The following is a 21,001-nucleotide window of genomic DNA, read 5'->3' as shown; positions in this document are numbered from 1 at the left end:
CTCAGCGTCCGGTCTTCGGGTTGTAGGTCGCGGGCTTCACCGGCATGGAGATCCTGACCGTGCCGGACTTGGCGAAGTGCAGTTCCACGGACACCTTCTCGCCCTGTCCGGGCTTGTGGGTGAGCTTTGCGAACATGAGGTGGTTGCCGCCGCTGGCGAAGTCCAGGGTGCCTTCGGCGGGTATGGCGAACGACTTCCTCTCCTCCATCGCGCCGTCCACGGTCGCGTGCATCGTCACGTCGTCCGAGAGGTCGCTGGTGACCGAGGTGAGGGTGTCGGCGCCGCCGGAGTTGGTGACGGTGAAGAAGCCCGCCGCCATGGTGTCCATGCTCGGGGCGGGCATGTAGGCGCCGGTGACCTCGATTTCGGGAGCGGCGGAGGACGACGAGGAGCCGTCCGCGCCGCAGCCCGCCAGTGTCCCGGCGGCCAGGACGAGGGAGCAGAAGGCGAGGAGTCCCGCGCGGCGGCCCGTACGGCGGCTCACGGGGTCTTCCCCTCGGCGATCTTGGGCAGGTCCTTGGTGTAGTCGTCGACGGTGGCGCTCTCGCCGTAGAGCACATAGCCCGCGTCGGTCTTCGGCGAGAAGGCGATGACCTGGGTGCCGTGCACGGAGACGGTCTTGCCGTTCTTGTCCTTGGTCGTCGGCTCGATGGTGATGCCGAGGCGGCGGGCGCCGGCCTGGATCGTGGCGAAGTCGCCGGTGAGGCCGATGAACTCGGGGTCGATGCCCTTGAGCCAGGTGCCCAGCGCGGCGGGTGTGTCGCGGGCCGGGTCGGTGGTGACGAACACGACCCGCAGCTTGTCCTGTTCGGCCTTGGGGAGCTGCTTCTTGGCGACGGCGAGGTTGTTCATCGTCAGGGGGCAGACGTCGGGGCAGTGGGTGTAGCCGAAGTAGACCAGCGTGGGCCGGCCCTTGGTCTCGGCGCGCAGGTCGTACTTCTTGCCGGCCGTGTCGGTGAGCACGAGGTCCGGCTTCTCGAACGGGTTGTCGAGGACCGTGGCGGCCTTGGTGGCGCCGGCCTGGGCGGACACGGCGGCGACCGGTTCGCCGTCGTCGCCGCCACTGCCGCAGGCGGAGAGGGTCAGAGCGGCGGCGGCGAACAGGGCGGCCGTCGCGTACGTCTTCTTGCGCATAGAAAAATGTCCCAGATGTGAGCGCTCCGGTGGGCACCGGGGGTCGGTCGGGCGGGTCCGGGGTGCCGGGCCGGCCGCGGCCGGGGAGCCGTGTCCGCGACTCCCCGGTGCCCACCAGGAGCGTGTGTGTCTCAGTGCCTCAGATGCGTGCGGGCACCTCAGGCCTCGGTACGCCGCCGGCCGGCCAGAACGCCGTACGCCACGCCCGCCAGGCCGACGAGGATGCCCACGACGCCGAGGACGCGCGCGGTGGTGTCGCTGCTGTCGGCGGCCGAGGCGGCCTCGTCGGTGTGTCCGGCGCTCTCCTCCTTGTGGGAGGCGTCCTCGGCGGCGGCGCCCCCGTGGTGGCCGCCCTCGGTCGCGGCGCTGAGCGCGAGGGCCGGGGCCGGGTGCTCGGGCTCCTCCGCGCCCTCCTTCTGCGGCTCGATCCAGCGCACGACCTCCTTGTCGGAGTACGTCTGGACGGCCTTGAAGACGAGTTCGTCGGTGTCCTCGGGCAGCGCGCCGATGGAGAGCGGGAACTTCTGGAAGAAGCCCGGCTCGATGCCCTTGCCGTCGGCGGTCCAGGTGACCTTGGTGACGGCCTCGTTGAGCTTCTCGCCGTGCGCGGTGACCGGCTTGTCCAGCTTGGACTTGGTGACCTTCACGGTCCAGCCGTCGAGGCGCTGGGGCATGACGGAGGCCAGCGGGTGGTCGGCCGGGAGGTTGACCTCGACCTGGGTGGTCGAGGCGTTGTCGCGCTCGTTGGGCACCTTGAAGTTGACGACGGTGTAGCCGCCCTTGGCGGCGGCGCCCTCGGGCTGCACGGTGACGTGCGCGAACGCGGGGGCGGACAGGGCGACGACGGCCGTGGCGGCGACGGTGCCGGCGACGGCGAGACGAGAAGCCTTCATATGAGGGAACTCCACTTTCGGTCCGGTGTTCGAAGGGGGCGCGCGGACGCCTCGGTGTCCCGTGGAAGGGGCGGAAGGAGGCCCGGGGGAGACCCGGCGGGCACGCGCGCGTGCGGCACGACCGCGTCCCCTTCCGGAAGGTCCGTGAAGTCCCGCTCGGGCCGGTGAAGTCGAGGACTCCGGGGACCGGGGGATTTCCGTGGATTTCCGTGAAGCGGCGCGTCGTGTCAGGCGACGAGGGCGAACGTGGAGGCGGGCGGCCCGCGCCGGACGACGGTGTGCTGCAGCGCGGTCGTCCGGGGGGTGAGGGGCGCGAGCAGCGCGGTGCGCGGCGTGCGCGCGATCTCGGGCGCCCCGGGAAGTCCCGTACGCAGGGCGCGTACGAGGGTGAGGGCGGCGCGCAGGGAACGTACGAGCGCCGCTTCCGTGACTCCGTGGGCCGACAGGCGCATGAGCCGCAGGAGGGCCAGGTCGCCGTGGCGCAGCACCCATCCGGCGGCGACGGCCGCGAGCACGTGGCCGAGCAGCATCGGCAGCGAGGGCAGCACCGGCATCGAGACGCCCGCGGCGGCGGGCACGGCGTCGGCGGCATGGTTCATGGACGACGTCATGCCCGGCATCCCGGTCGTGCCCGTGCCGATCCGCGCGTCGGTGAGGATCTTCATGGCCTGCGCGGGGCTGATCGCCGCCGCGGCCGTCCCGCACACCAGGCGGGCGGCCCGTTCGACGAGCGTGGCGTCGGACATCGGCATGCCCGGCGCCATCGCGCCCATGGACGACCCGCCGGCCGCCGTGCCGCCCGCCAGGCCCAGTCCGAAGAGGGTGTGCAGCACCGTCTGGCCGAGCGCGAGGAGCGCCACGATGCCCGGCAGTGTGCGTTCCCGGCCCGCCAGCGTCCCGGCGACCGCGAAGACCGCGAGGAAGCCGGCGCCCAGCGTCCACAGGGGGACGGTGGCGCAGGAGGCGATTCCGTGACCGGCCGCGGCCAGCACGACGCAGACCGCGGCGAACACCGCGGCCCTCAGGGTCCGGAGGCCTGCTCCGGAACGCGCCGAACGCTGGTGGGGGGCAGTCATGGCGGGCTCATCATCGCACTGGGCCCCGACGCCTCGTACGGCAGGTCCGATTGACGGCTTGTGACCGGTCCGTCCTCCGTGCGGGGGACCCCCGAAGGGCCGCCGTCCGGGCGACGGATCGCTCGCGCATACACCGTCGACTCAAGTGAGCGCGTCGGCCGTATGGGCGGCATCACGTCGCGTATGCGATTGCGCACGCGTGGTTGCGGCAATACGTATCGGTATGTCGAGCCGCGGCCGGGAGGCTGGAGCATGAGCATCTGGTGGTCACTCCATTTGCGGCGCGAGGCTGCGAGTGTCCCGCTCGCCAGACGCCTGCTGCTCGGCACGATGGAGAGCGCGGGCGTGGACCCGGACATCTCGTACGACCTCTCCGTCGCTCTCACCGAGGCCTGCGCCAACGCCGTCGAGCACGGCGGGGACGACGTCCGGGGCTCCTCCTGCGAGGCGTACCGCGTGACGGCCTATCTCGACGGTGACCAGTGCCGTATCGAGGTCGCCGACTTCGGCCCCGGTTTTCCGGCCGGCAGCGTCCGCGCCGTACCGCGCACGGCCGGCGAGGACGCGGAGCACGGCCGGGGGCTGTGTCTGATCCGCGAGCTCGCCGACCACGTCCACATCGGCAACAGGCCGGGACGCGGCGGCGCGGTGGTGAGCTTCGACAAGATCCTCAAGTGGAGGACGGCCCCCGCACTGCTGCCGGCCTGACCCGCCGGACGGCAGCCGGCCTTCGGCGGCCGCCTCCGCGTAGGCCGCGTCGGCACCACCCCGGGGTACGCCGGCAGACACGCCGGATCGGCACCACCCCCGGGTCACATCGGCTCCGGAAGCCGCCTCCGGACAGGCCGACGGCCGGGAGCCCCGGAAGGCGCCCGGCCGTCGGTGTCGCTCCGCGCCCTCGCGGGCACGGCGTCAGCCCTTGAGGGACGCCATCCAGGCCTCGACCTCGTCCGAGCGGCGCGGCAGGCCGGCCGACAGGTTCCGGTTGCCGTCCTCGGTGACCAGGAGGTCGTCCTCGATCCGGACGCCGATGCCGCGGTACTCCTCCGGCACGGTCAGGTCGTCCGCCTGGAAGTACAGGCCCGGCTCGACGGTCAGGCACATGCCCGGCTCCAGCGTGCCCTCGACGTACGTCTCGGTGCGCGCGGCGGCGCAGTCGTGGACGTCCATGCCGAGCATGTGACCGGTGCCGTGCAGGGTCCAGCGGCGCTGGAGGCCCAGCTCCAGGACCCGCTCGACGGGGCCTTCGAGGAGCCCCCACTCGACGAGCCGCTCGGCCAGCACGTGCTGCGCGGCGTCGTGGAAGTCGCGGTACTTGGCACCCGGGCGGACGGCCGCGATACCGGCCTCCTGGGCGTCGTACACGGCGTCGTAGATCTTCTTCTGGATCTCCGAGTAGGTGCCGTTGACCGGGAGCGTGCGGGTGACGTCGGCGGTGTAGAGGGTGTGGGTCTCCACGCCCGCGTCCAGCAGCAGCAGGTCGCCGGAGCGGACCGGGCCGTCGTTGCGCACCCAGTGCAGCGTGCAGGCGTGCGGACCGGAGGCGCAGATGGAGCCGTAGCCGATGTCGTTGCCCTCGACCCGCGCGCGCAGGAAGAAGGTGCCCTCGATGAAGCGCTCGCTGGTGGCCTCGGCCTTGTCCAGGACCTTCACCACGTCCTCGAAGCCGCGCACGGTGGAGTCGACGGCCTTCTGCAGCTCGCCGGCCTCGAACTCGTCCTTGACGAGCCGTGCCTCGGACAGGAAGACGCGCAGTTCGTCGTCGTGCTCGCGGGTGACCTTGTCGGTCAGCGCGGCCTCGATCGCGGCGTCGTAGCCCCGCACGACCCGGACGGGACCGGTGGCTTCCGTCAGCGCGGCGGGCAGCTCGCGGACGTCGGAGGCGGGGATGCCGTAGAGCTGCTCGGCCTCGGCCAGGGAGTGGCGGCGGCCGACCCACAGCTCGCCCTGCCCGGACAGCCAGAACTCGCCGTTCTCGCGGTTCGAGCGCGGCAGCAGGTAGATGGTCGCCTTGTGGCCCTCGGCGGCCGGCTCCAGCACGAGGACGCCGTCCTCGGTGAGGTTGCCGGTCAGGTACGCGTACTCGACCGAGGCACGGAAGGGGTACTCCGTGTCGTTCGAGCGGGTCTTCAGGTTGCCCGCGGGGATCACCAGGCGCTCGCCCGGGAAGCGCGCGGACAGCGCGGCGCGGCGGGCCGCGGTGTACTCGGCCTGGGCGATGGGCGTGAGGTCCCGCAGCTCGGTGTCGGCCCAGCCGGACTTCATGCTGGCGGCGAGCTCGTCGGACACGCCCGGGTACAGGCCGTTCTTGCGCTGCTTGATGGGCTCTTCCTCGCCCGCTTCGTCAGCGGCTTCGTCGAGCACGGCTTCCGGGGTCTCCGGGGTGAGCGCCTCCGACACGGTCTGCCTCCTTCATACGACTTTGGACCACCCCATCGTACGGTCGTACTGAAGGGGGCCCAGGGCCGGAAGGCCTGTTACACCGGGTGAGCGCCCTCTCAGTCGAAGCGGGCCGCCAGCAGGACGACGTCCTCGTCGCTGTCCGCCTCGTCGAGGCCGTCCGGCAGCACACCGCGCAGCACGTGGTCGGCGATCGCGCCCGGGTCGTCGCGCAGCGCCCTCGGGACGCTCGCCGCCGCCGCGTGCAGCTTGGCGAAGGCGCGGTCCATCGGGTCGCCGGTGCGGTGCAGCAGACCGTCGGTGTAGATGAGCACGGTCTCGCCCGGCTCGGCCGTCAGTTCGACGCTCGGCGCCTCCCAGCAGGCGAGCATGCCCAGCGGCGCGGACAGCGAGGTCTCCACGAACTCGGTGCGCCGCGGGCCGATCACCAGGGGCGGGCTGTGTCCGGCGCCGGCGAGCGTGACCTTGCGCAGGGCGGGCTCGCAGTAGGCGAACAGGGCGGTGGCCGAGCGCGCGGGCTCGGTGAGCCGCAGCAGCAGTTCGAGGTCGGAGAGGACGGCGACCGGGTCCTCGCCCTCCATGACGGCGTAGGCGCGCAGGGAGGCCCGCAGCCGGCCCATGGCGGCGACCGCGCTGGGGCCCGAGCCGGTGACGGAGCCGACCGCGAGGCCGAGCGCGGCGTCGGGCAGCGGCAGCGCGTCGTACCAGTCGCCGCCGCCGCGCGGGCCGGTGCGGTGCCGGGCGGCGAGCTGGACGCCGGAGACCCGGGGCAGCCGGGCGGGAAGCAGTTCCTGGGACATCGTCGTCACGCACGTACGGGCGCGTTCGAGTTCCAGCAGCCGGGCCAGGTGCTCGGTGGCGTAGCGGGTGTAGAGGCCGATGAGATGGCGCTGGCGTTCCACCGGCTCGGCGGGCTCGTCGTAGAGCCAGACGGCGGCGCCGAGACGCCCCGCCGCCTCGGTGGACAGCGGGAGCGCGTAACTGGCGGCGTAGCCGAGACGAGCGGCGACCTCGCGGTGGCGCGGATCGAGCCCGTCCTCCGAGAGGAGGTCCGGCTGGGTGATCTCGCCCTCGCCGCCCGGCAGTCCGTCCAGGATCTTCCCGTACGACATGGAGCTGCGCGGCACCGTCTCGATGTGGCCGAGATCTGCTCGGGCGAGGCCGAGGCCGATCGTGGTGTCCGGGCCCAGACCGTCGCCGGGTTCCAGCACGACGAGACCGCGCCGGGCGCCCACGAGGGCGGATCCGGCGCGCAGCAGTTCCTGCAGCGCGTCGTCCAGTGTCGCGGTGCCGGCGAGGCGCTCGGTGAGTTCGTGGAGCGTGGTGAGATCCGAGACCCAGCCCGCGAGGCGGTCCTGGAGCGCGGCTCCGGGGCCGGCCTGCGGGACGGCCGGGGACGCGCCCGCGGGGGCGGGCGCCGGCGCGACAGTGTGCGCGGGCGAAGGAACCGTTGAATCGATTCCGGCCACTTTAGGAAGGTGAGGGGCGGTCATGACGTCCGGCTTTCCGACCGGTGCGTTTTGCTCAATAGCATCGCAAACCCCCATGTCGTTCTGCGCCGCTAGCGGTGTCTCCACATGTACACGTACTCGTGAGGGGATGTCCAGCATTGTCCTGCCAGGATTCCTGGTGTCCGTGCGACCGGTGGTAACCCTTGCGGGAAATTAAATTTGGCCTAAAACTGACTCGGGCAACGGCTTATTGAGGTCGACTGGCCTCGTTCGACGGAGCGTCACAGCGGTCGTGATGGGTACGTACTCGGTGAAGGCCAGGGGTGGTTGAGATCCGCCCGGAACCTGGCGACGGACCCGGGCGTCTTAACCACCGACGACCGTGCCCCATCCTCCCGTGGCGGAGGCGGCTAGGAATACGCGGGACGTAAAACGCCAGGCGCCGCCACCCCACGCCATGCCCATGCTTTGGATGTACGCGGTATGGGCGCGGACACAGCCACATGCTCGGCCCAGAGGGGTTCCCCTTGTCTCCAGCAGGGGTGTGATGCGCCAGCAGGTACGCACAGTGAAGTGATCGACACATGGTGTGATGTGATCCTCGGTGTTGCCAGGCGTGCAACGGAAAGGAACGAGCGCTCATGCGCGAGATCCTCGGAAGGCGACGCAGGCTCCTGTCCAAGCGAAACAACGGGAGGCCTGAGATGCTCAGCGCGGCCCTGACGTTCGCGGCCGCATGGCGGTGGCCCGTACTCCCGGGTGTGGCGGCCGACCCGCAGGGGCGTGCCCGCTGCGGCTGCCCCGACCCGGAGTGCACGGTGCCGGGCGCCCATCCCTTCGACCCCGGCCTCCTCGCGGCCACCACGGACGAGCGCATGGTGCGCTGGTGGTGGACCAACCGGCCCTCGGCCCCCATCGTGCTGGCCACCGGCGGCGGCGCCCCGTGCGCGGTGAGCCTGCCCGCCGTCGCGGCGGCCCGCGCCCTCGACGCCCTCGACCGCACGGGCATGCGCCTCGGCCCGGTCGTCGCGTCCCCCTCCCGCTGGGCGATCCTCGTCGCCCCGTACTCCATGGAGCAGCTCGGCGAGCTGCTCTACGCCAAGGACTTCGTCCCCGGCTCCCTGCGCTTCCACGGCGACGGCGGCTACATCGCGCTGCCGCCGTCCGAGACGGGCCAGGGCCAGATCCGCTGGGAGCGCGCTCCGCTGCCCGGTTCGGCCGCCCCCTGGGTGCCCGACGTGGAGGCCGTGGTGGATGCCGTCGTCGAGGCACTCACTCGTACGGGTGTGAGCGCGCCCGAGTTGTAGGGGCGTCCGGCGCGCGGCGCGCCGCGCGCCCTCCCCCGCTCGTTATCGTCCGCCCATGCAGCGTCATTCCGGGGCTCACGGGGCCGAGGTGCCCTCGGGCGGTGGGCCGGACCCCCGAAGAGTCCGCCTGGTGGCCCTGGCCGGAGCCGTGGTGGTCGTCCTCGCCCTGCCGCTGGCCGTGGCCTCGGCCGGCCCGGCGGGCGACGCCGGCCCATCGGCGACCGTCCGCGCGGCGGCTCCGGCGGACGACCGGCCGCCCTCGCCCGGACCCCGGCGCTCTCCCCTGCGGCTCGGCCTCGGTCTCGCCACCGCCGCCCGGTGCGGCCCCGAACTCTCCTCGCCCGACGGCGTCGAGGCACAGACCTGCGTCCTGACGCAGGGCGAGGAGACCTGGGCGCGCACCTACTACCGCAACACGACCGGCGAGGCGCTGAGTTCCGCCCTGACGCTGATGGGCCCCGGCGGCCGCACCGTGCAGATGAACTGCGCCGTGGACGAGGAGGACGACCCGGGAGCGTGCGAGACGCCCAGGGAACGCGCGGCGGGGGATCCGGGGGTCTACTCGGCGGTAGCGGAATTCGCGAGGAGCGGCGACGGGCCGCTGCTGCTGCGCTCGGGAAGCAACTCGGTCCGCGGGCAAGCCGATTGATATTGTTCGGGATTCCGAACATGGAAAGACCCGGTTGCTGGCGACGGGGGATGCACCAGCAACCGGGCTACTCGAACGGTAACAAGAGATCGGCGGTTCGCAAATTCGATCTCGGCTATTCGGACACGGATTTACCTGTCACAACGGGGAGTTGTGACAGGAGTCACCCGTTTTCGAGGCCCTGACGAGCTGACCGGTCGGTCAGTTTCCCGTCCTGTGGGTTCGCTGTGGACTAGCTGAGGGTCACCTGGCGGTTGGTGAGCCCCCCGCGTGCGCGGCGCTCGTCCGCCGTCAGCGGCGCGTCCATGGCCAGAGCGGTGGCGAGGCGCTCGGCGAACTCGGCCGCCGGCTTCTCCACGTCGTCCGCCGTGACACCGCTCGGCAGGTCCCAGACCGGCACCGTCAGCCCGTGCGCGCGGAAGGAACCCACCAGCCGGGTGCCCTCCCCGAGGCTCGAACGACCCTCGGCGTGCAGCCGCGCGAGAGCGTCCAGAAGCCGCTCCTCGGCGTGGGGCATGACCCAGCGCAGGTGGTTCTTGTCCGGCGTCTCGCACCAGTAGGCGGCGTCCACCCCGGACAGCTTCACCGTCGGGATGGCGGCGGCGTTCGCCCGCTCCAGGGAGGCGGTCACCTCCGGCGTCGCGTTCTCCGCGTCCGGGACCCAGAACTCGAAGCCGCTGTGCACGACCGGCTCGAAGGGGCCTTCGGGGTCGAGCAGGTCCTGGAGACGGGGACCGTCCGCCGGGGCGCGCCGTCCCTCGACCGGGGTGCCGGGCGGCGCGACGAGCGCCCGCTGGAGGGTGTCGGCCAGGTCGCGGCTGATGTCGCCCGACGCCGTGTCGTTCTGCAGGCCGAGCAGCACCGAGCCGTCCTCGCGGCGCAGCGCGGGCCACGCCATCGGCAGGACCGTGGCGAGGGTGACCGAGGGGACGCCCTCGGGCAGGCTCTCCTTGAGCGTCAGCGCGACCGTCGCGGCGGGCACCAGTTCGCGCAGCGCGACCCAGTCGCCCTCGCCCGCCAGGCCCTCGAACGGGCGGTGCACCAGCTCGGTCGCCGCGTGCGCGGCGGTGCGGCCGTGGCAGGCCTTGTACCGGCGGCCGCTGCCACAGGGGCAGGGCTCGCGGGCTCCGACGACCGGGATCTCGCCGCCGTCCGTCAACTGCGGCTGCTTGGCCTTCGTCTGGGGTCGCTTCTTGGCCATCGTGGGTGTCTCCCGATCACGGCTCGTCTCGTACTGGCGCGAGCCTAGCCGTTCGTACGGAGACGGACGGGATCCTGTGGACAACGCACCGCGTCGTCCCATCCCCGGCGCCCCGTCCGCGCGTCCCGGTCACGCCCCGGGCGGGGGCCGTCCCGTCGCCGGGTCCGGCCCGGCCGAGGTCGTCGAAGGCGCTCAGTCGAGGTCGTCGAAGGCGTCCACGAATTCCAGATCGGGGATCCCGGACACCCTCGGTGACGCGACGCGCGTAGCGAAGTCGTCGTGCCGGTGCGCCCTTTGCACATCGTCCTGGACGACCACCCACACGGTGACCTCGCCGTGGACGTCGTCCCGGACGCCCCAGTCCTTGGCGAGCGCCGTGATGATGTTCAGCCCCCGGCCGCCGCGGGCCGTGACCGACGGGGTGGCGGGCACGGGGCGGGTCGGGCCGCCGCCGTCCGTCACCTCGACCGTCAGCCGGCCGGCCGGATCGACACGCCAGGCCGCGCGCACGTTCCCGTCGCCCGCGAAGGCGTCGCCCAGGGGCCTGCCATGACGGCACGCGTTGCTGAGCAGCTCGGAAAGGATCAGTACGGCATCGTCGATGACCGTTTCCGCCACGCCCCCCGAACGCAGTTGATCGCGCATCCGGTGTCTTGCTTCCCCCACGCCCGCAGGGCCATGGGGTACGGCCATGCTCGACGACGTGGGCACCTCCTGTGCCACCACCAACGCCACCCCCGAGACCTCCTTCACCCCACGCCACGGTGTGAATGCCCCTCTGGACTGGACCGGAAACCGGCCAGTCGACGTCTGCTGACGCACTCGTAACGATCGATTGCGGAAAGAACGCGCCGGAGCACTCCCTGTGACCGGGTGGCCGGTTCTTGATGGTTTCCGATGAACGATCACGGTGTTTTCCGGGGGGTTGCGGGCCCCGGGCCGGGCCAGGTCAGCGGCCCAGTTGGCGCAGCACGGCGCGCGGGCGGTTGGTGATGATGGCGTCGATGCCCAGCTCAACGCAGAGATCGACGTCCTCGGGCTCGTTCACGGTCCAGACGTGCACCTGGTGACCGGCGCGTTTCAGCCGTTCGATGTACCCGGGGTGGTTGCGGACGATGCGCATCGAGGGGCCCGCGATCCGGACACCGGCGGGCAGCCGTCCGTCCCGCAGCCGGGGGGATACGAACTGGAGCAGATAGACCGTCGGCAGCGTCGGGGACGCGGCCCGGACGCGGTGCAGCGAGCGCGCCGAGAAGCTCATGACCCGTACCGCGGACTCGGCGGGGGAGGCGGGGGCGTCCAGGCCGAAACGCTTCAGCAACTGGAGCAGCCGCTCCTCGACCTGGCCCGCCCAGCGGGTCGGGTGCTTGGTCTCGATGGCCAGTTCCACGCGGCGGCCGGCGTCGGCGACGAGTTCGAGCAGGCGCTCCAGGGTGAGGACGGAGGTGTCCGTCAGGCTTCCCGGCGCGTGTTCCCAGTCGGGCGACTCGTCGCGGTTCTTCCACGAGCCGAAGTCCAGTGCGGTGAGTTCGGCGAGTTCCAGGGCGGAGACGGCTCCGCGGCCGTTGGACGTCCGGTTCACGCGGCGGTCGTGGACACAGACGAGATGGCCGTCGGCGGTCAGCCGTACATCGCACTCGAGGGCGTCCGCACCGTCCTCGATCGCCTTCTTGTAAGCGGCCAGCGTGTGCTCGGGAGCCTCTTCGGAGGCTCCGCGGTGGGCGACGACCTGGATCGGGTGCTGTCGTGCGAGGGTCACCGCGTCATGGTGCCATCGTCGCCGGACTCGTGTGAGGTGAGATATGTCGCAAGACATCCCTTTTGGTAATAAAAGTCCGTTATAAAGGATGGCCTCGGACGCACAGCCACCGCTTATGGTGCCCTGACGCCCTGTGGGAAAAGCTGACGGCGTACAAAAGCACATGCACAGCTGAATCGCGCCGGGCCATCGACAAGTGTGAGTGGGCGTGACCGAGTGCGACCGAGAACAACAGCCGTGGATCGAGGAGAAGAGCTGTGAGCACCGAGAACGAGGGCAACGCAGTACCCCCGGCCCCGTCCGCACCCCCCGTGCCGGTGGAAACTCCCGCTGCTTCCGCGCAGGGCGCCTCGCACCCGGGGGGCGCGCCGACCGCTCCGATCCCCGCGGTGCCCGGCACTCCCGGCGCACCGCAGCACGAGTCGGCGCCCGCGGGCATGCCGGCGTACGCGTCGAACGGCGCCGGACAGGGGGCCGACCCCTACGGACAGGCGCCGACCCAGGGCTCCGCCCCCGAAGCGGGCTGGCCGCCTCCGCCGCCCGCCACCCCGTCGTACGCCGACGGCGGCGGCTCGGGTGACGGCGGGGGGTGGGGTTCCTCCTACCAGCAGCCCGCGCCGAAGCCGAGGAACAAGCGCGGCGGTCTGATCGCCGCCGTCCTGGTGGCCGCGCTGGTCGCCGGCGGTGTCGGCGGCGGCATCGGCTACTCGCTGGCCAAGAACGACGACAGCTCCACCGACTCGACGACGGTCTCCGCCCCGAGCAGCAGCGGCGAGGTCAAGCGCGCCTCGGGCACGGTCGCGAACGTCGCGGCCAACGCGCTGCCGAGCACCGTCACCATCGAGGCCCAGAGCACCAACGGCGAGGGCGGCACCGGCACCGGCTTCGTCTTCGACAAGCAGGGCCACATCCTCACCAACAACCACGTGGTGGCGGACGCGGTCGACGGCGGCAAGCTCACCGCCACCTTCCCGAGCGGCAAGAAGTACGACGCCGAGGTGGTCGGCCACGCGCAGGGGTACGACGTCGCGGTCATCAAGCTGAAGAACGCGCCCTCGGACCTGAAGCCGCTCGTCCTCGGCGACTCCGACAAGGTGGCCGTCGGCGACTCCACGATCGCGATCGGCGCTCCCTTCGGCCTGTCCAACACCGTGACCACGGGCATCATCAGCGCCAAGAACCGCCCCGTCGCCTCCAGTGACGGCAGCGCCAGCAGCAAGTCCTCGTACATGAGCGCCCTGCAGACGGACGCCTCGATCAACCCGGGCAACTCCGGCGGTCCCCTGCTCGACGCCTCGGGCGCGGTGATCGGCATCAACTCGGCGATCCAGTCGTCGAGCAGCGGCGGTCTCGGCGGCTCCGGCCAGTCCGGTTCCATCGGCCTCGGCTTCGCGATCCCGATCAACCAGGCCAAGCACGTGGCCCAGCAGCTCATCCAGACCGGCAAGCCGGTGTACGCGAAGATCGGCGCCTCGGTCTCCCTGGAGGAGGGCACCGGCGGGGCGAAGATCACCGAGCAGGGCGCGAGCGGCGCCTCGGCGGTCGAGTCCGGCGGTCCGGCCGCCAAGGCGGGCCTCAAGCCCGGCGACGTCATCACCAAGCTCGACGACATGGTGATCGACAGCGGCCCGACCCTGATCGGCGCGATCTGGACCCACAAGCCGGGCGACACCGTCAAGCTCACCTACACGCGCGACGGCAAGACCCACACGGTCGACGTCACCCTCGGTTCCCGCGAGGGCGACAGCTGACCGTCCGGTCCTGAACGTGAAGGGGTGCCTCCTCGGGGAGGCACCCCTTCCGCGTATGGTCCGGGCGCCGGGAGCGAGCCGCGCCCCGATACGGGTTGCACGGGCCGCGCCCCGGGACGGGTCAGACGCGGGGCTTCTTCGTGGACGACGCCCCTTTCTTGCCGCTCGCGCGCTCGGGGGGTGCGGGCGGCACGGGGCGCTGCCGGTGGCGGGACGTGCTCTGGCGGGGCGGCCGGGTCAGCGTGATCTGACGGATTAACTGCTGGAAGCAGGTCAACGACGCGAGGGCGGGGACGACGGCGGTGGCCACACCGGTGATCGTCTGGTGGGCGTCGGCCACGCAGAACATCATGGCGACGGACGAGAACAGCAGCACCACGTACCACGAGTGCACGGCCCGGCGCTGGTGCAGGGCCGCTCGCAGGATGGAGAGCGAGGCCACCATCCAGGGGCCGTAGATCAGAAGCGGCCACCAGGGCCCGGTGCCGCTCTGCGCGTTGGAGGCGATGCGCTGCAGCGGTGAGTAGGCCACCATCCCGCTGAAGACGCTCACCATCGACACGGTGGCGGCGGCGACCGCGGCGAGCACGAAGCTGACGGTCTGCAGCCAGTTGCGGGGATTGCGGACCCGAACCTTGCGGTGCCCGGCCGAGGAGCGCCGGATGGGCGGCAGCTCGGCGGTGATCTGCACGAGGTTGTCCATCGGGTCGCCGGTGAGGTCGCCGGTGAACTCGTCCGTGTAGTCCGGCTCGCTGCGCGGGGGCGGCACGGTGGCCTCCTGGTCCGCCGCCGCGGCGTCCTGCAGGAGGTAGGTGAGTTCCTCGACGGGGTCCCAGCCCTGTTCGTTCAGGCCGGTCACGGGATCGCCGTACGGGCCGGTCTCCGTCCCGGCGGGATACCCGGGATGCTGGCCGTAGCGGGCGAACGAGAGGTTCGGGTAGTCGTCATTCACCGGAGTTCGCCCCGGTCGTGTGAGCGCTGTGGCGACGGCGTGGGCGGGCCGCGGGCGAAGGTCTGCTGCCCGCGGCCGGGGCGCACGCGGTGATGCGCGCGCCCGCCCTCCGCCCGGCCGGTACGGCGGGGGACGGGTCCGGGGCCGAGGCCGTGCGGGCCGATGCCGCGAGGGTCGGGACCGGCCGCTCTGTCGTCGCTCCAGAGACGGTCGGAGCGAGAGATCTTGCTTTCGCCATGCTCCGCTAACGCGGCTCCCCCGCCTCCAGGTGTGCGGCAATCGAGTGAGCGCGCGGCGGCGGAAGTATTCACCAAAGCGGCTTTTCGGGTACGTCGGCCGAGGTCGTCCGGCGTGGCGCCGGGCGGCCCCCGCGGGTGCCCGGCCGGTGACTCCCGCGGGCCGGATCGGCACTGGTGGATCCGCTGTGGACCATGCCCCCGCGACCCGCTCGCAGCCGGGTACTCTGTACCCGCTCCACCCGCCTGGGCGGGAGCGGGGTGGGTTGCCCGAGCGGCCTAAGGGAACGGTCTTGAAAACCGTCGTGGCGCGAGTCACCGTGGGTTCAAATCCCACACCCACCGCATGCAGGTCAGCGTAGGTGCTGGTCAGAAGGGGTGCTCCCGTCACCGGAGCACCCCTTTCGCATGCGGGTTGTCTCACCCTTTCTCGCCCGTATCCCAGCTTTGACCAGTGCGTATGGGCCATCTGTGGGCCAGGATCAGGGGGTCTCCCCCTCGTCGAGCGCGCGGGAGATCAGGTCGTTGGAGTGCTGTTGGCCGCCTTTGAGGATCTTCGCGTAGAAGCGGTACAGCACGGCGATGCTGTGGCCGGCGCGGGCGGCGACTTCCGCCGGGTCCACCCCGGACTTGATCCACAGGGAGACTCCCGCGTGGCGCAGGGAGTACGGCACGGCGGCAAGTTCGGACTTGATCTCGCCGGGGGACAGAACCTTTTTTCGTGCCCCCTCCCACATGTCGCAGTACTCGGTGGACGGAACCCGCCCTCCCCGAGCCGCCCGAAACAGCCGGCCGTCATCGGCTGTGCCGTAACGCGCGATGTGCTCTCGGAGCAGGTGCACGAGGACGGGCGGGATCGGCACGCTGCGCGTCGCGCCGCGTCTACGTCGCTTGAGCCCACGCGTCTCGTACGACGTGCCCTCGTCTGTCCATCCCCCGCCCACTTCCGGGCGGCTCTCTCCGAGGATCAGTTCGCCCCATTCCTTGATCGTGTCAGGCGAGGCAGGCGGCAAGGTGCAGTCCGATTCTTTGAGCGCGACGATTTCCCCCGGACGCATGGACGCGTAGTACAGGCAGCCGAAGAACGCGTGAAGGTGCTCCCCGCGGGCTCCGGAGTCGCGGACGGCTCCGAGCAGCGACCGAGCCAGAACCGGATCCGGCACGTACCGGAAGTCAATTTCGTCGTCGTTCTCGGGAGGGGTCCAGTCCACGCTGAGAAGCGGGTTGGCGGTCAGCAGCCGCCTTTCCTCCACCGTGTACCGCAGGACGTTGCTCAACACCATGCGCTTGCGCCTGGCTGTGTTCTCGGCGGCTTTACCTCCGTCGAGACGGAGTGACAGCGCCTCCAGAGCGGGGCGGAGAAGGGTCGGGTCCTCCAGAGCTTTGACCTTTATGGAGTGGGCGGCGATCCACTCCAGGGCGCTGCGGATGTCCGCGGGCGGCTCTTCTGCCGTGTGACGCGACACCCAGACCCCTTCGGGGGACCGGACTGCCCGGAACGCCCACTGGTACAGAGCTGTACGCAGCACTGCCGTGCCGGGCGCTCCCCTTCTGGTAGTGACGAGCGCGGGGGTTACGACGGCGAGCGATTCCGCGATGCTCGCGCGGTGCTTCGCGGCGGCCTGCGGCCACTTCATCAGGACGTACGACGTCACGTGCTCGTACCAGGAAGGGGAGTTGCGGGCAGCCAACTCGGGTGCGGGGAGCCCACTTTCCTCGTCGAACTGTTGCCGGTCACGCAAAGCGGCCATCAACTCCGCTCGTCGGCCGTCTGCCTGTGGCTTGAGCTTGAAACTGCGGGAGTGCGGACGCTCGCCGACTCGCCAACGCAGCTCCCAGGGCTTCGGCCGGCCGGCGCGCTTGCGGATCGACCAGACGTCGACGTCGTACGTGAGCATGTCTCTCCAAGCAGAATGAGGGGCCCGCGCTCAGCGCGGGCCCCGGTGGATCAAGCGGATTTACGCGGCGGACTGCTCGCAGCGGTCCCACCACGTGTCCAAGTCGGCGCGGCTGACGCGGACCTGGCCGTTGGGGAGCTTGCGGAGGCGGGGGGCCTGTCCGCGGGCGCGCATGCGGTAAAAGGCGGCGCGGCTCATGCCGATCTCGTCAAGGACTTCCGGGAGCTTGAGCATCTTGGGGCGGGCCAAGGCGGGACTCCTCTGCTGTTCTCTCGGGGTGTGGTTGGCGTCACAGTGCTGTGGGTCGCGGACCATCGCGGACCACCCCTGTTGACCTGCGGCTTTGTTGACGTCGCGTCCGGGCCATCGCGGACCACCGGTGGACAGGTGGTCCGCGATGGTCCCGTTTCCGGGGTTGATGAATGCGCAGGTCAGGCCGGGTGGTCCGCGATGGTCCGCGACCCGGCGGAATGTGGTCGGCGCTCTACTCGGGTGAGTCCGGAGAGGGGCGCAGGGCGAGCCCGAGGTATGTGCGGATGCGGGTGCCACCCTCGCGAGGGCGAGTGAGGCTGAGCTGAGGGACCACGGAAAGGAGGTTGCGGCCGAAGATCTGTTTCGTGCCGTGGCGGACGCCGTTGTCCTCGGTCCACTCTCGCCATACGTTCCACAGGTCGTCCACGGCGACGGTGCATGCCGGGCCGGTGGTGCAGCGTTCGCGGACGAATGCGCTGGTCGGTGAGGCCGTGTCCTGCATGGTGGTGATCGCCTCGCGGCTGGACGGTGGCTGTGTGATCCGTCCGTTGCGCTGGAGTCGGGCGAGCCCGTCCAGGGCCCAGTTGAGGATGCCGGGCATCTCTGCGGTGAGGCGGTCGGTGAGGGTGGGATCTTCCTTGCCGAGCCAGGACACGCGCATGCTGAGCAGGATGAACCGGTTGGCGATGACGCCGGATGAGTCGCCGAAGTGCGGCAGCTCGTTGGACAGGATCATCAGCCGCGAGGGCACCCGGCCTGTCCACGGTTCGCGGAACTTGCGGTCGATGTCGATCGTGTCGTCACCGGAGATCGTCAACAGCCGCTCCACCACCTGACTGTTGTCGTTCCCGGACAGACGGGCGTCCGAGATGATCGCGAGGGACTTGCCGATCAGCGTGGACAGACCGAAGTTCGTCCCGAGCCCGGCCAGGGTCGGGCCGGCCAGATTCTCCTTGCCGACCAGCGCTTTCAGCACGCGGGCGATGGTGCCCTTGCCGGAGCGGGACGGGCCGACGATGAGCAGAATCTTTTGCTGGTCGGTCCGGCCGGACAGGGCGTAGCCGAACCACTCCTGAAGTGCGGCGATGCTGTCCGGGTCGTCGGGCCAGAGCTGCGCGAGGAACCGTTCCCACGTCGACGCGGTGGCGTCGGGGTCGTAGGCGAACGGCACGGACACGAGGTTGAAGAACTCCGGACCGTGCGGCAGTAGCGCACGGTCCTGAATCCGCAGGAGTCCGTTCTCACAAGCCACGATGGGCCCCTCATCCTGCCCCGTCGCCCCCTGCCCGTCGATCCATGCCGGGACGTCGGTATCCGTGGGCAGCAAGGTGATCGCCCCGAGCGCATCGAGCAGGTTGCCGATCTTCTGCTTTGTCGGGGCCCACTGGTGCGGTTCCGGCTCTCCCTTCTTGTTGACGCCGATGTAGATGGCGTGTTCGAGACGGGTGTACATGCCGGCGCGGATCTGTGCGTCGTCCATCTCGCGCCAGCAGGAGCCGTTCCAGCGCATCCACGATGCCCGCCAGCGCCGGCACACGAGCCGTCCGTCCTCGGTCTGCCAGTCCGCCAGCAGCCGGCGGGCGACGGCCAGGGGGTTGGTGGGTGGGGGCAGTTCCTCGGTCTCGGTGTCGGTTGCGGGGCGGTTCATCATGCGGCCGTCCTCCCTTCGGCGAGCGGGGCGGGTGTTCCGGTGCAGACGGATCGGTGGGCGCCGTAGTCGGCGACCAGTGCGGCCACGGCGTGGGCTCCGGTAGCGGTGCGGGTCTGCCCGCACGGGCAGGCGTAGGCGGCGTTCGGGGTGCTGCCGTGCCGCTTTGACCAGCGGGCCCCGTCGTTGGGGTGGCGGTAGACGGGCGGGGCGAAGATGCGGATGCCGGGGCGGTCTGGTGTGGGGTTGTTCGTGTCGCTCGTGTGCGGGTCAGAGCTTGTTCGGACGCCCTGACGGGCGGCGCCTTTCGGCTCGCCCACGGCCACGGTGTCCACAGGCTGTGGAGCGGCGTGCGGGGTGGTGGTGATGCTCTTCAGAGGGGGATGGCGGGGGATGCTCATGCCGTCCGCCGGCTGCTCTGGTTGTGGGCGATCGACCAGTCCAAAGCGCTCCGCAGCGTGGAGCGGCATTCGGACGCGGACAGTCCGGCCGCTTCGCCCCCCGCCTGAAGAGCCTGCTCCACCACGTCCCGGGGTAGGTCGCCCCACGCGACGAACCGTCCCAGAGCGCGTGCGGCTCGGAACAACTTTGCTTCCCGCGACCCGACTTGAGCCGCGGCCACATTCCGCGTCTCCGCGGCAAGCGCTACATCCGCATATCGACGGGATTGCCCCGCTACGGCCCCTGAGGGCGCCTGTACGGGCTTGGGGGCCGGTCGGAGGATGCTCAGCAGCCATGACGGCACCGGGGCCACCAGGGGGCCGCTGACGGCTTCGTAGGGTCCGGTGGGGGTGATGCTGCCCGCGGCGACGACGTAGCCGCCCCATGCCCGGGTGTCGACCAACGGGGCGATGGTTCCTGCGGTGTTGGTCAGCCGTGCCCCCGCCGGCGCGGTGAAGTACAGGTGCCCGCCACCGCTTGCGGTCCGCGTCCGGTAGGTGTCGGGGACGGCATGGCCGGTGCGCTCGCAGAGCGCCCCAAAGGTCGCCGCGCCGTCAGGCGTTCCCTTGTTGCTGTTGTCCTTGGGCACGTCGAGGTCGACCACCAAGAGACCAGAGGGGCCGGTGGCGATACCGACGTTGAACGGCCCGCGGGACCAGGTGGCGCGGATGCGGTCCGCATCAGTGGTGGCGCGTTGCTCCCACTTGCGGTGGCCGGCCGCGCACACTCCGGTGGACGGGCAGGATGCCTCCCCGTGCAGCGCGGGGCGCTTCGTGGCGGGACGGAGCGGGAAGACGTGCCAGCCGCGTTCCGCGGCTGTCAGGGCCGCGGCGAGTAAGGCCTCTCGCGGACTGTCGGTCGGTTGCGTCATGCTGGTGACCTCCAACAGGTCTGTTGCGGACTTGGTTGGCAAGGGCGGTCCCGGACTTTGGCGAGACGGGGACCGCCCTTGGGCTTGTGGGATGCTGGGCGCTCGCGCCGGGCAAAGGCCGCGGACGCTGGGTAATTGGGGGTGGCGACGTGGGTCGCACAGTGCTGGTCAGGAACACGCTCCTTGCCTTGGCCGGGGCTGTGGGGGGCGCGTTGGCCAGCACGTTGCTCGACGACATGCCGTTGTGGCGGTCGATGCGGACTGCCGTAGTGGTGTTCGTCGTCCTGATCGGGGCGTCAACGGTCCTGGCCTGGTGGCGTACTCGCAGGTCCGCAGCCGCGACGTAATGCCTCGGGCGCGGCGAGAAAGCTGCGCTTTGCCCCGCCAGATCAGCCGTGGAAGTGGCTGCGCTTGATCGCAACCTTGCGGATGTTGACCGTGCTGCCCGTGCCGCCGCCGATGGCTCGGGCGGGTGCGCGCAGGGCGAGGACGATGGCGGCGACCCACACGAGTGCTCCGCCGCTGATTCCGGCGGCGGCGCTGACGATCTCGCCGACGCCGTAGCCGATGCCGGCCGCGAGCGCCCCGCCCCCGAGACCGGCGCCCAGGAAGCGTTGGGCGAGCGGGTCCAGGAGCGGGAGCGGGGTCAGGTCGCGCGGCTCGGGCGCGAGCATCGGGGCGGGGGCGAGGTGCTTGGGCATGGGGACCATGCGCCCGTAGGCGTCGGGCACCCAGACCACCGGCCCGCGTTCGGCGGCCAGTTCGACGGCCGCCGGGGTGGGCGCGTACAGGGTCAGTGATGCCGGGTCGTACGCCGGTGCGGCCGTCGGGTCGGTCCGCAGGGCGGGGGCGTGTCCGTTCACGGCGGTCTCCTTCTCTAGCGGCCGGTGTCGGCGAGGGCGCCGGTCACGGCGGTGACGAGTTGGTTGACGGTGTCGGCGGCGCCGGTGTCGGCGAGGTAGAAGCCGAAGAGGGTGGCGGCGACGGCCGCGCCGGCGCCGAGGGCACGGAAGCGCAGCAGCAGGGCAAGGACGGCGGCGAGCAGCAGGACGAGCGGGATCGTGAGGGTCACGGGTGTCTCC

Annotated in this window: 21 protein-coding genes and 1 tRNA gene; 5 read left to right on the top strand and 17 right to left on the bottom strand. The window is 71.1% G+C overall.

Annotation, left to right across the window (positions count from 1 at the left end; all coding sequences use genetic code 11):
• Position 1 precedes the first annotated feature (1 nt).
• The 4 genes from ACFRIC_RS11800 to ACFRIC_RS11785 all read right to left on the bottom strand — a co-directional run bounded on the left by ACFRIC_RS11800 (position 2) and on the right by ACFRIC_RS11785 (position 3,103).
• Complete coding sequence (locus tag ACFRIC_RS11800; protein ID WP_382783111.1) at positions 2 to 484, bottom strand: copper chaperone PCu(A)C; 483 nt, start codon at positions 482 to 484, stop codon at positions 2 to 4.
• Positions 481 to 1,134 (bottom strand): SCO family protein, encoded by a 654-nt coding sequence (locus ACFRIC_RS11795; protein WP_382783109.1) that lies wholly within the window; start codon positions 1,132 to 1,134, stop codon positions 481 to 483. Before ACFRIC_RS11795 ends, ACFRIC_RS11800 begins: the two co-directional genes overlap by 4 nt.
• A 158-nt stretch (positions 1,135 to 1,292) precedes the next feature.
• Positions 1,293 to 2,027, bottom strand: a complete 735-nt coding sequence (locus ACFRIC_RS11790; RefSeq protein WP_382783107.1) for a YcnI family protein — start codon at positions 2,025 to 2,027, stop codon at positions 1,293 to 1,295.
• Between the two features lie 227 nt (positions 2,028 to 2,254).
• On the bottom strand, positions 2,255 to 3,103 hold the full coding sequence (locus tag ACFRIC_RS11785) for a hypothetical protein (RefSeq protein ID WP_382783105.1): 849 nt from the start codon (positions 3,101 to 3,103) through the stop codon (positions 2,255 to 2,257).
• Between the two features lie 252 nt (positions 3,104 to 3,355).
• Here ACFRIC_RS11785 and ACFRIC_RS11780 point away from each other — a divergent pair, with 252 nt between their 5' ends.
• Positions 3,356 to 3,811, top strand: coding sequence for an ATP-binding protein (locus ACFRIC_RS11780; protein WP_382783102.1), 456 nt, complete (start codon positions 3,356 to 3,358; stop codon positions 3,809 to 3,811).
• Positions 3,812 to 4,015: 204 nt separating this feature from the next.
• Here ACFRIC_RS11780 and ACFRIC_RS11775 read toward each other — a convergent pair whose 3' ends face one another.
• Entirely contained in the window at positions 4,016 to 5,503 is a 1,488-nt protein-coding gene (locus tag ACFRIC_RS11775; RefSeq protein WP_382783099.1) for an aminopeptidase P family protein, read from the bottom strand.
• 98 nt (positions 5,504 to 5,601) lie between these two features.
• Entirely contained in the window at positions 5,602 to 7,113 is a 1,512-nt protein-coding gene (locus ACFRIC_RS11770; RefSeq protein WP_382783097.1) for a PP2C family protein-serine/threonine phosphatase, read from the bottom strand.
• A 482-nt stretch (positions 7,114 to 7,595) separates the two neighbouring features.
• Here ACFRIC_RS11770 and ACFRIC_RS11765 point away from each other — a divergent pair, with 482 nt between their 5' ends.
• Both ACFRIC_RS11765 and ACFRIC_RS11760 read left to right on the top strand, forming a co-directional pair.
• On the top strand, positions 7,596 to 8,261 hold the full coding sequence (locus ACFRIC_RS11765; protein WP_382783094.1) for a bifunctional DNA primase/polymerase: 666 nt from the start codon (positions 7,596 to 7,598) through the stop codon (positions 8,259 to 8,261).
• A 55-nt stretch (positions 8,262 to 8,316) separates the two neighbouring features.
• On the top strand, positions 8,317 to 8,910 hold the full coding sequence (locus tag ACFRIC_RS11760) for a hypothetical protein (protein ID WP_382783091.1): 594 nt from the start codon (positions 8,317 to 8,319) through the stop codon (positions 8,908 to 8,910).
• A 232-nt stretch (positions 8,911 to 9,142) separates the two neighbouring features.
• Here ACFRIC_RS11760 and ACFRIC_RS11755 read toward each other — a convergent pair whose 3' ends face one another.
• From ACFRIC_RS11755 to ACFRIC_RS11745, 3 genes are all read right to left on the bottom strand, one after another.
• Complete coding sequence (locus ACFRIC_RS11755) at positions 9,143 to 10,111, bottom strand: DUF5926 family protein (RefSeq protein WP_382783089.1); 969 nt, start codon at positions 10,109 to 10,111, stop codon at positions 9,143 to 9,145.
• A gap of 192 nt (positions 10,112 to 10,303) precedes the next feature.
• The gene (locus tag ACFRIC_RS11750; RefSeq protein WP_382783086.1) at positions 10,304 to 10,864 is read right to left on the bottom strand and encodes an ATP-binding protein; all 561 of its coding nucleotides are present in this window, start codon (positions 10,862 to 10,864) and stop codon (positions 10,304 to 10,306) included.
• Positions 10,865 to 11,060: 196 nt separating this feature from the next.
• Positions 11,061 to 11,870 (bottom strand): glycerophosphodiester phosphodiesterase, encoded by an 810-nt coding sequence (locus tag ACFRIC_RS11745; protein WP_382783083.1) that lies wholly within the window; start codon positions 11,868 to 11,870, stop codon positions 11,061 to 11,063.
• A gap of 257 nt (positions 11,871 to 12,127) precedes the next feature.
• Between ACFRIC_RS11745 and ACFRIC_RS11740 the strand changes: the two genes are divergently transcribed.
• Positions 12,128 to 13,621: a trypsin-like peptidase domain-containing protein gene (locus tag ACFRIC_RS11740; protein ID WP_382783081.1), complete on the top strand. Its 1,494-nt coding sequence runs from the start codon at positions 12,128 to 12,130 to the stop codon at positions 13,619 to 13,621.
• A 121-nt stretch (positions 13,622 to 13,742) separates the two neighbouring features.
• Here the strand turns inward: ACFRIC_RS11740 and ACFRIC_RS11735 are convergent, their stop codons facing one another.
• Positions 13,743 to 14,573: a DUF2637 domain-containing protein gene (locus tag ACFRIC_RS11735; RefSeq protein WP_382783078.1), complete on the bottom strand. Its 831-nt coding sequence runs from the start codon at positions 14,571 to 14,573 to the stop codon at positions 13,743 to 13,745.
• 496 nt (positions 14,574 to 15,069) lie between these two features.
• On the opposite strand from ACFRIC_RS11735, the gene ACFRIC_RS11730 reads away from it, so the two are divergent.
• Positions 15,070 to 15,154, top strand: a tRNA-Ser gene (locus ACFRIC_RS11730).
• Positions 15,155 to 15,291: 137 nt separating this feature from the next.
• Here the strand turns inward: ACFRIC_RS11730 and ACFRIC_RS11725 are convergent.
• The 7 genes from ACFRIC_RS11725 to ACFRIC_RS11695 all read right to left on the bottom strand — a co-directional run bounded on the left by ACFRIC_RS11725 (position 15,292) and on the right by ACFRIC_RS11695 (position 20,991).
• Positions 15,292 to 16,707 (bottom strand): tyrosine-type recombinase/integrase, encoded by a 1,416-nt coding sequence (locus ACFRIC_RS11725; protein ID WP_382783075.1) that lies wholly within the window; start codon positions 16,705 to 16,707, stop codon positions 15,292 to 15,294.
• A gap of 60 nt (positions 16,708 to 16,767) precedes the next feature.
• The gene (locus tag ACFRIC_RS11720) at positions 16,768 to 16,956 is read right to left on the bottom strand and encodes a helix-turn-helix transcriptional regulator (RefSeq protein WP_382783073.1); all 189 of its coding nucleotides are present in this window, start codon (positions 16,954 to 16,956) and stop codon (positions 16,768 to 16,770) included.
• A gap of 235 nt (positions 16,957 to 17,191) precedes the next feature.
• Positions 17,192 to 18,607, bottom strand: coding sequence for a phage/plasmid primase, P4 family (locus ACFRIC_RS11715; RefSeq protein ID WP_382783070.1), 1,416 nt, complete (start codon positions 18,605 to 18,607; stop codon positions 17,192 to 17,194).
• On the bottom strand, positions 18,607 to 19,008 hold the full coding sequence (locus ACFRIC_RS11710) for a hypothetical protein (protein WP_382783068.1): 402 nt from the start codon (positions 19,006 to 19,008) through the stop codon (positions 18,607 to 18,609). Before ACFRIC_RS11710 ends, ACFRIC_RS11715 begins: the two co-directional genes overlap by 1 nt.
• Positions 19,005 to 19,919, bottom strand: a complete 915-nt coding sequence (locus ACFRIC_RS11705) for a bifunctional DNA primase/polymerase (RefSeq protein ID WP_382783066.1) — start codon at positions 19,917 to 19,919, stop codon at positions 19,005 to 19,007. The genes ACFRIC_RS11710 and ACFRIC_RS11705 overlap by 4 nt, the downstream gene beginning before the upstream one ends.
• Before the next feature lie 389 nt (positions 19,920 to 20,308).
• Entirely contained in the window at positions 20,309 to 20,782 is a 474-nt protein-coding gene (locus ACFRIC_RS11700; protein ID WP_382783063.1) for a hypothetical protein, read from the bottom strand.
• A 14-nt stretch (positions 20,783 to 20,796) separates the two neighbouring features.
• The gene (locus tag ACFRIC_RS11695; RefSeq protein ID WP_382783060.1) at positions 20,797 to 20,991 is read right to left on the bottom strand and encodes a hypothetical protein; all 195 of its coding nucleotides are present in this window, start codon (positions 20,989 to 20,991) and stop codon (positions 20,797 to 20,799) included.
• Between the last annotated feature and the right edge of the window lie 10 nt (positions 20,992 to 21,001).

This window comes from Streptomyces sp. NPDC056738, from assembly GCF_042790435.1.
Lineage (GTDB): Bacteria > Actinomycetota > Actinomycetes > Streptomycetales > Streptomycetaceae > Streptomyces.
This window is presented reverse-complemented; position numbering and strand designations above follow the sequence as displayed.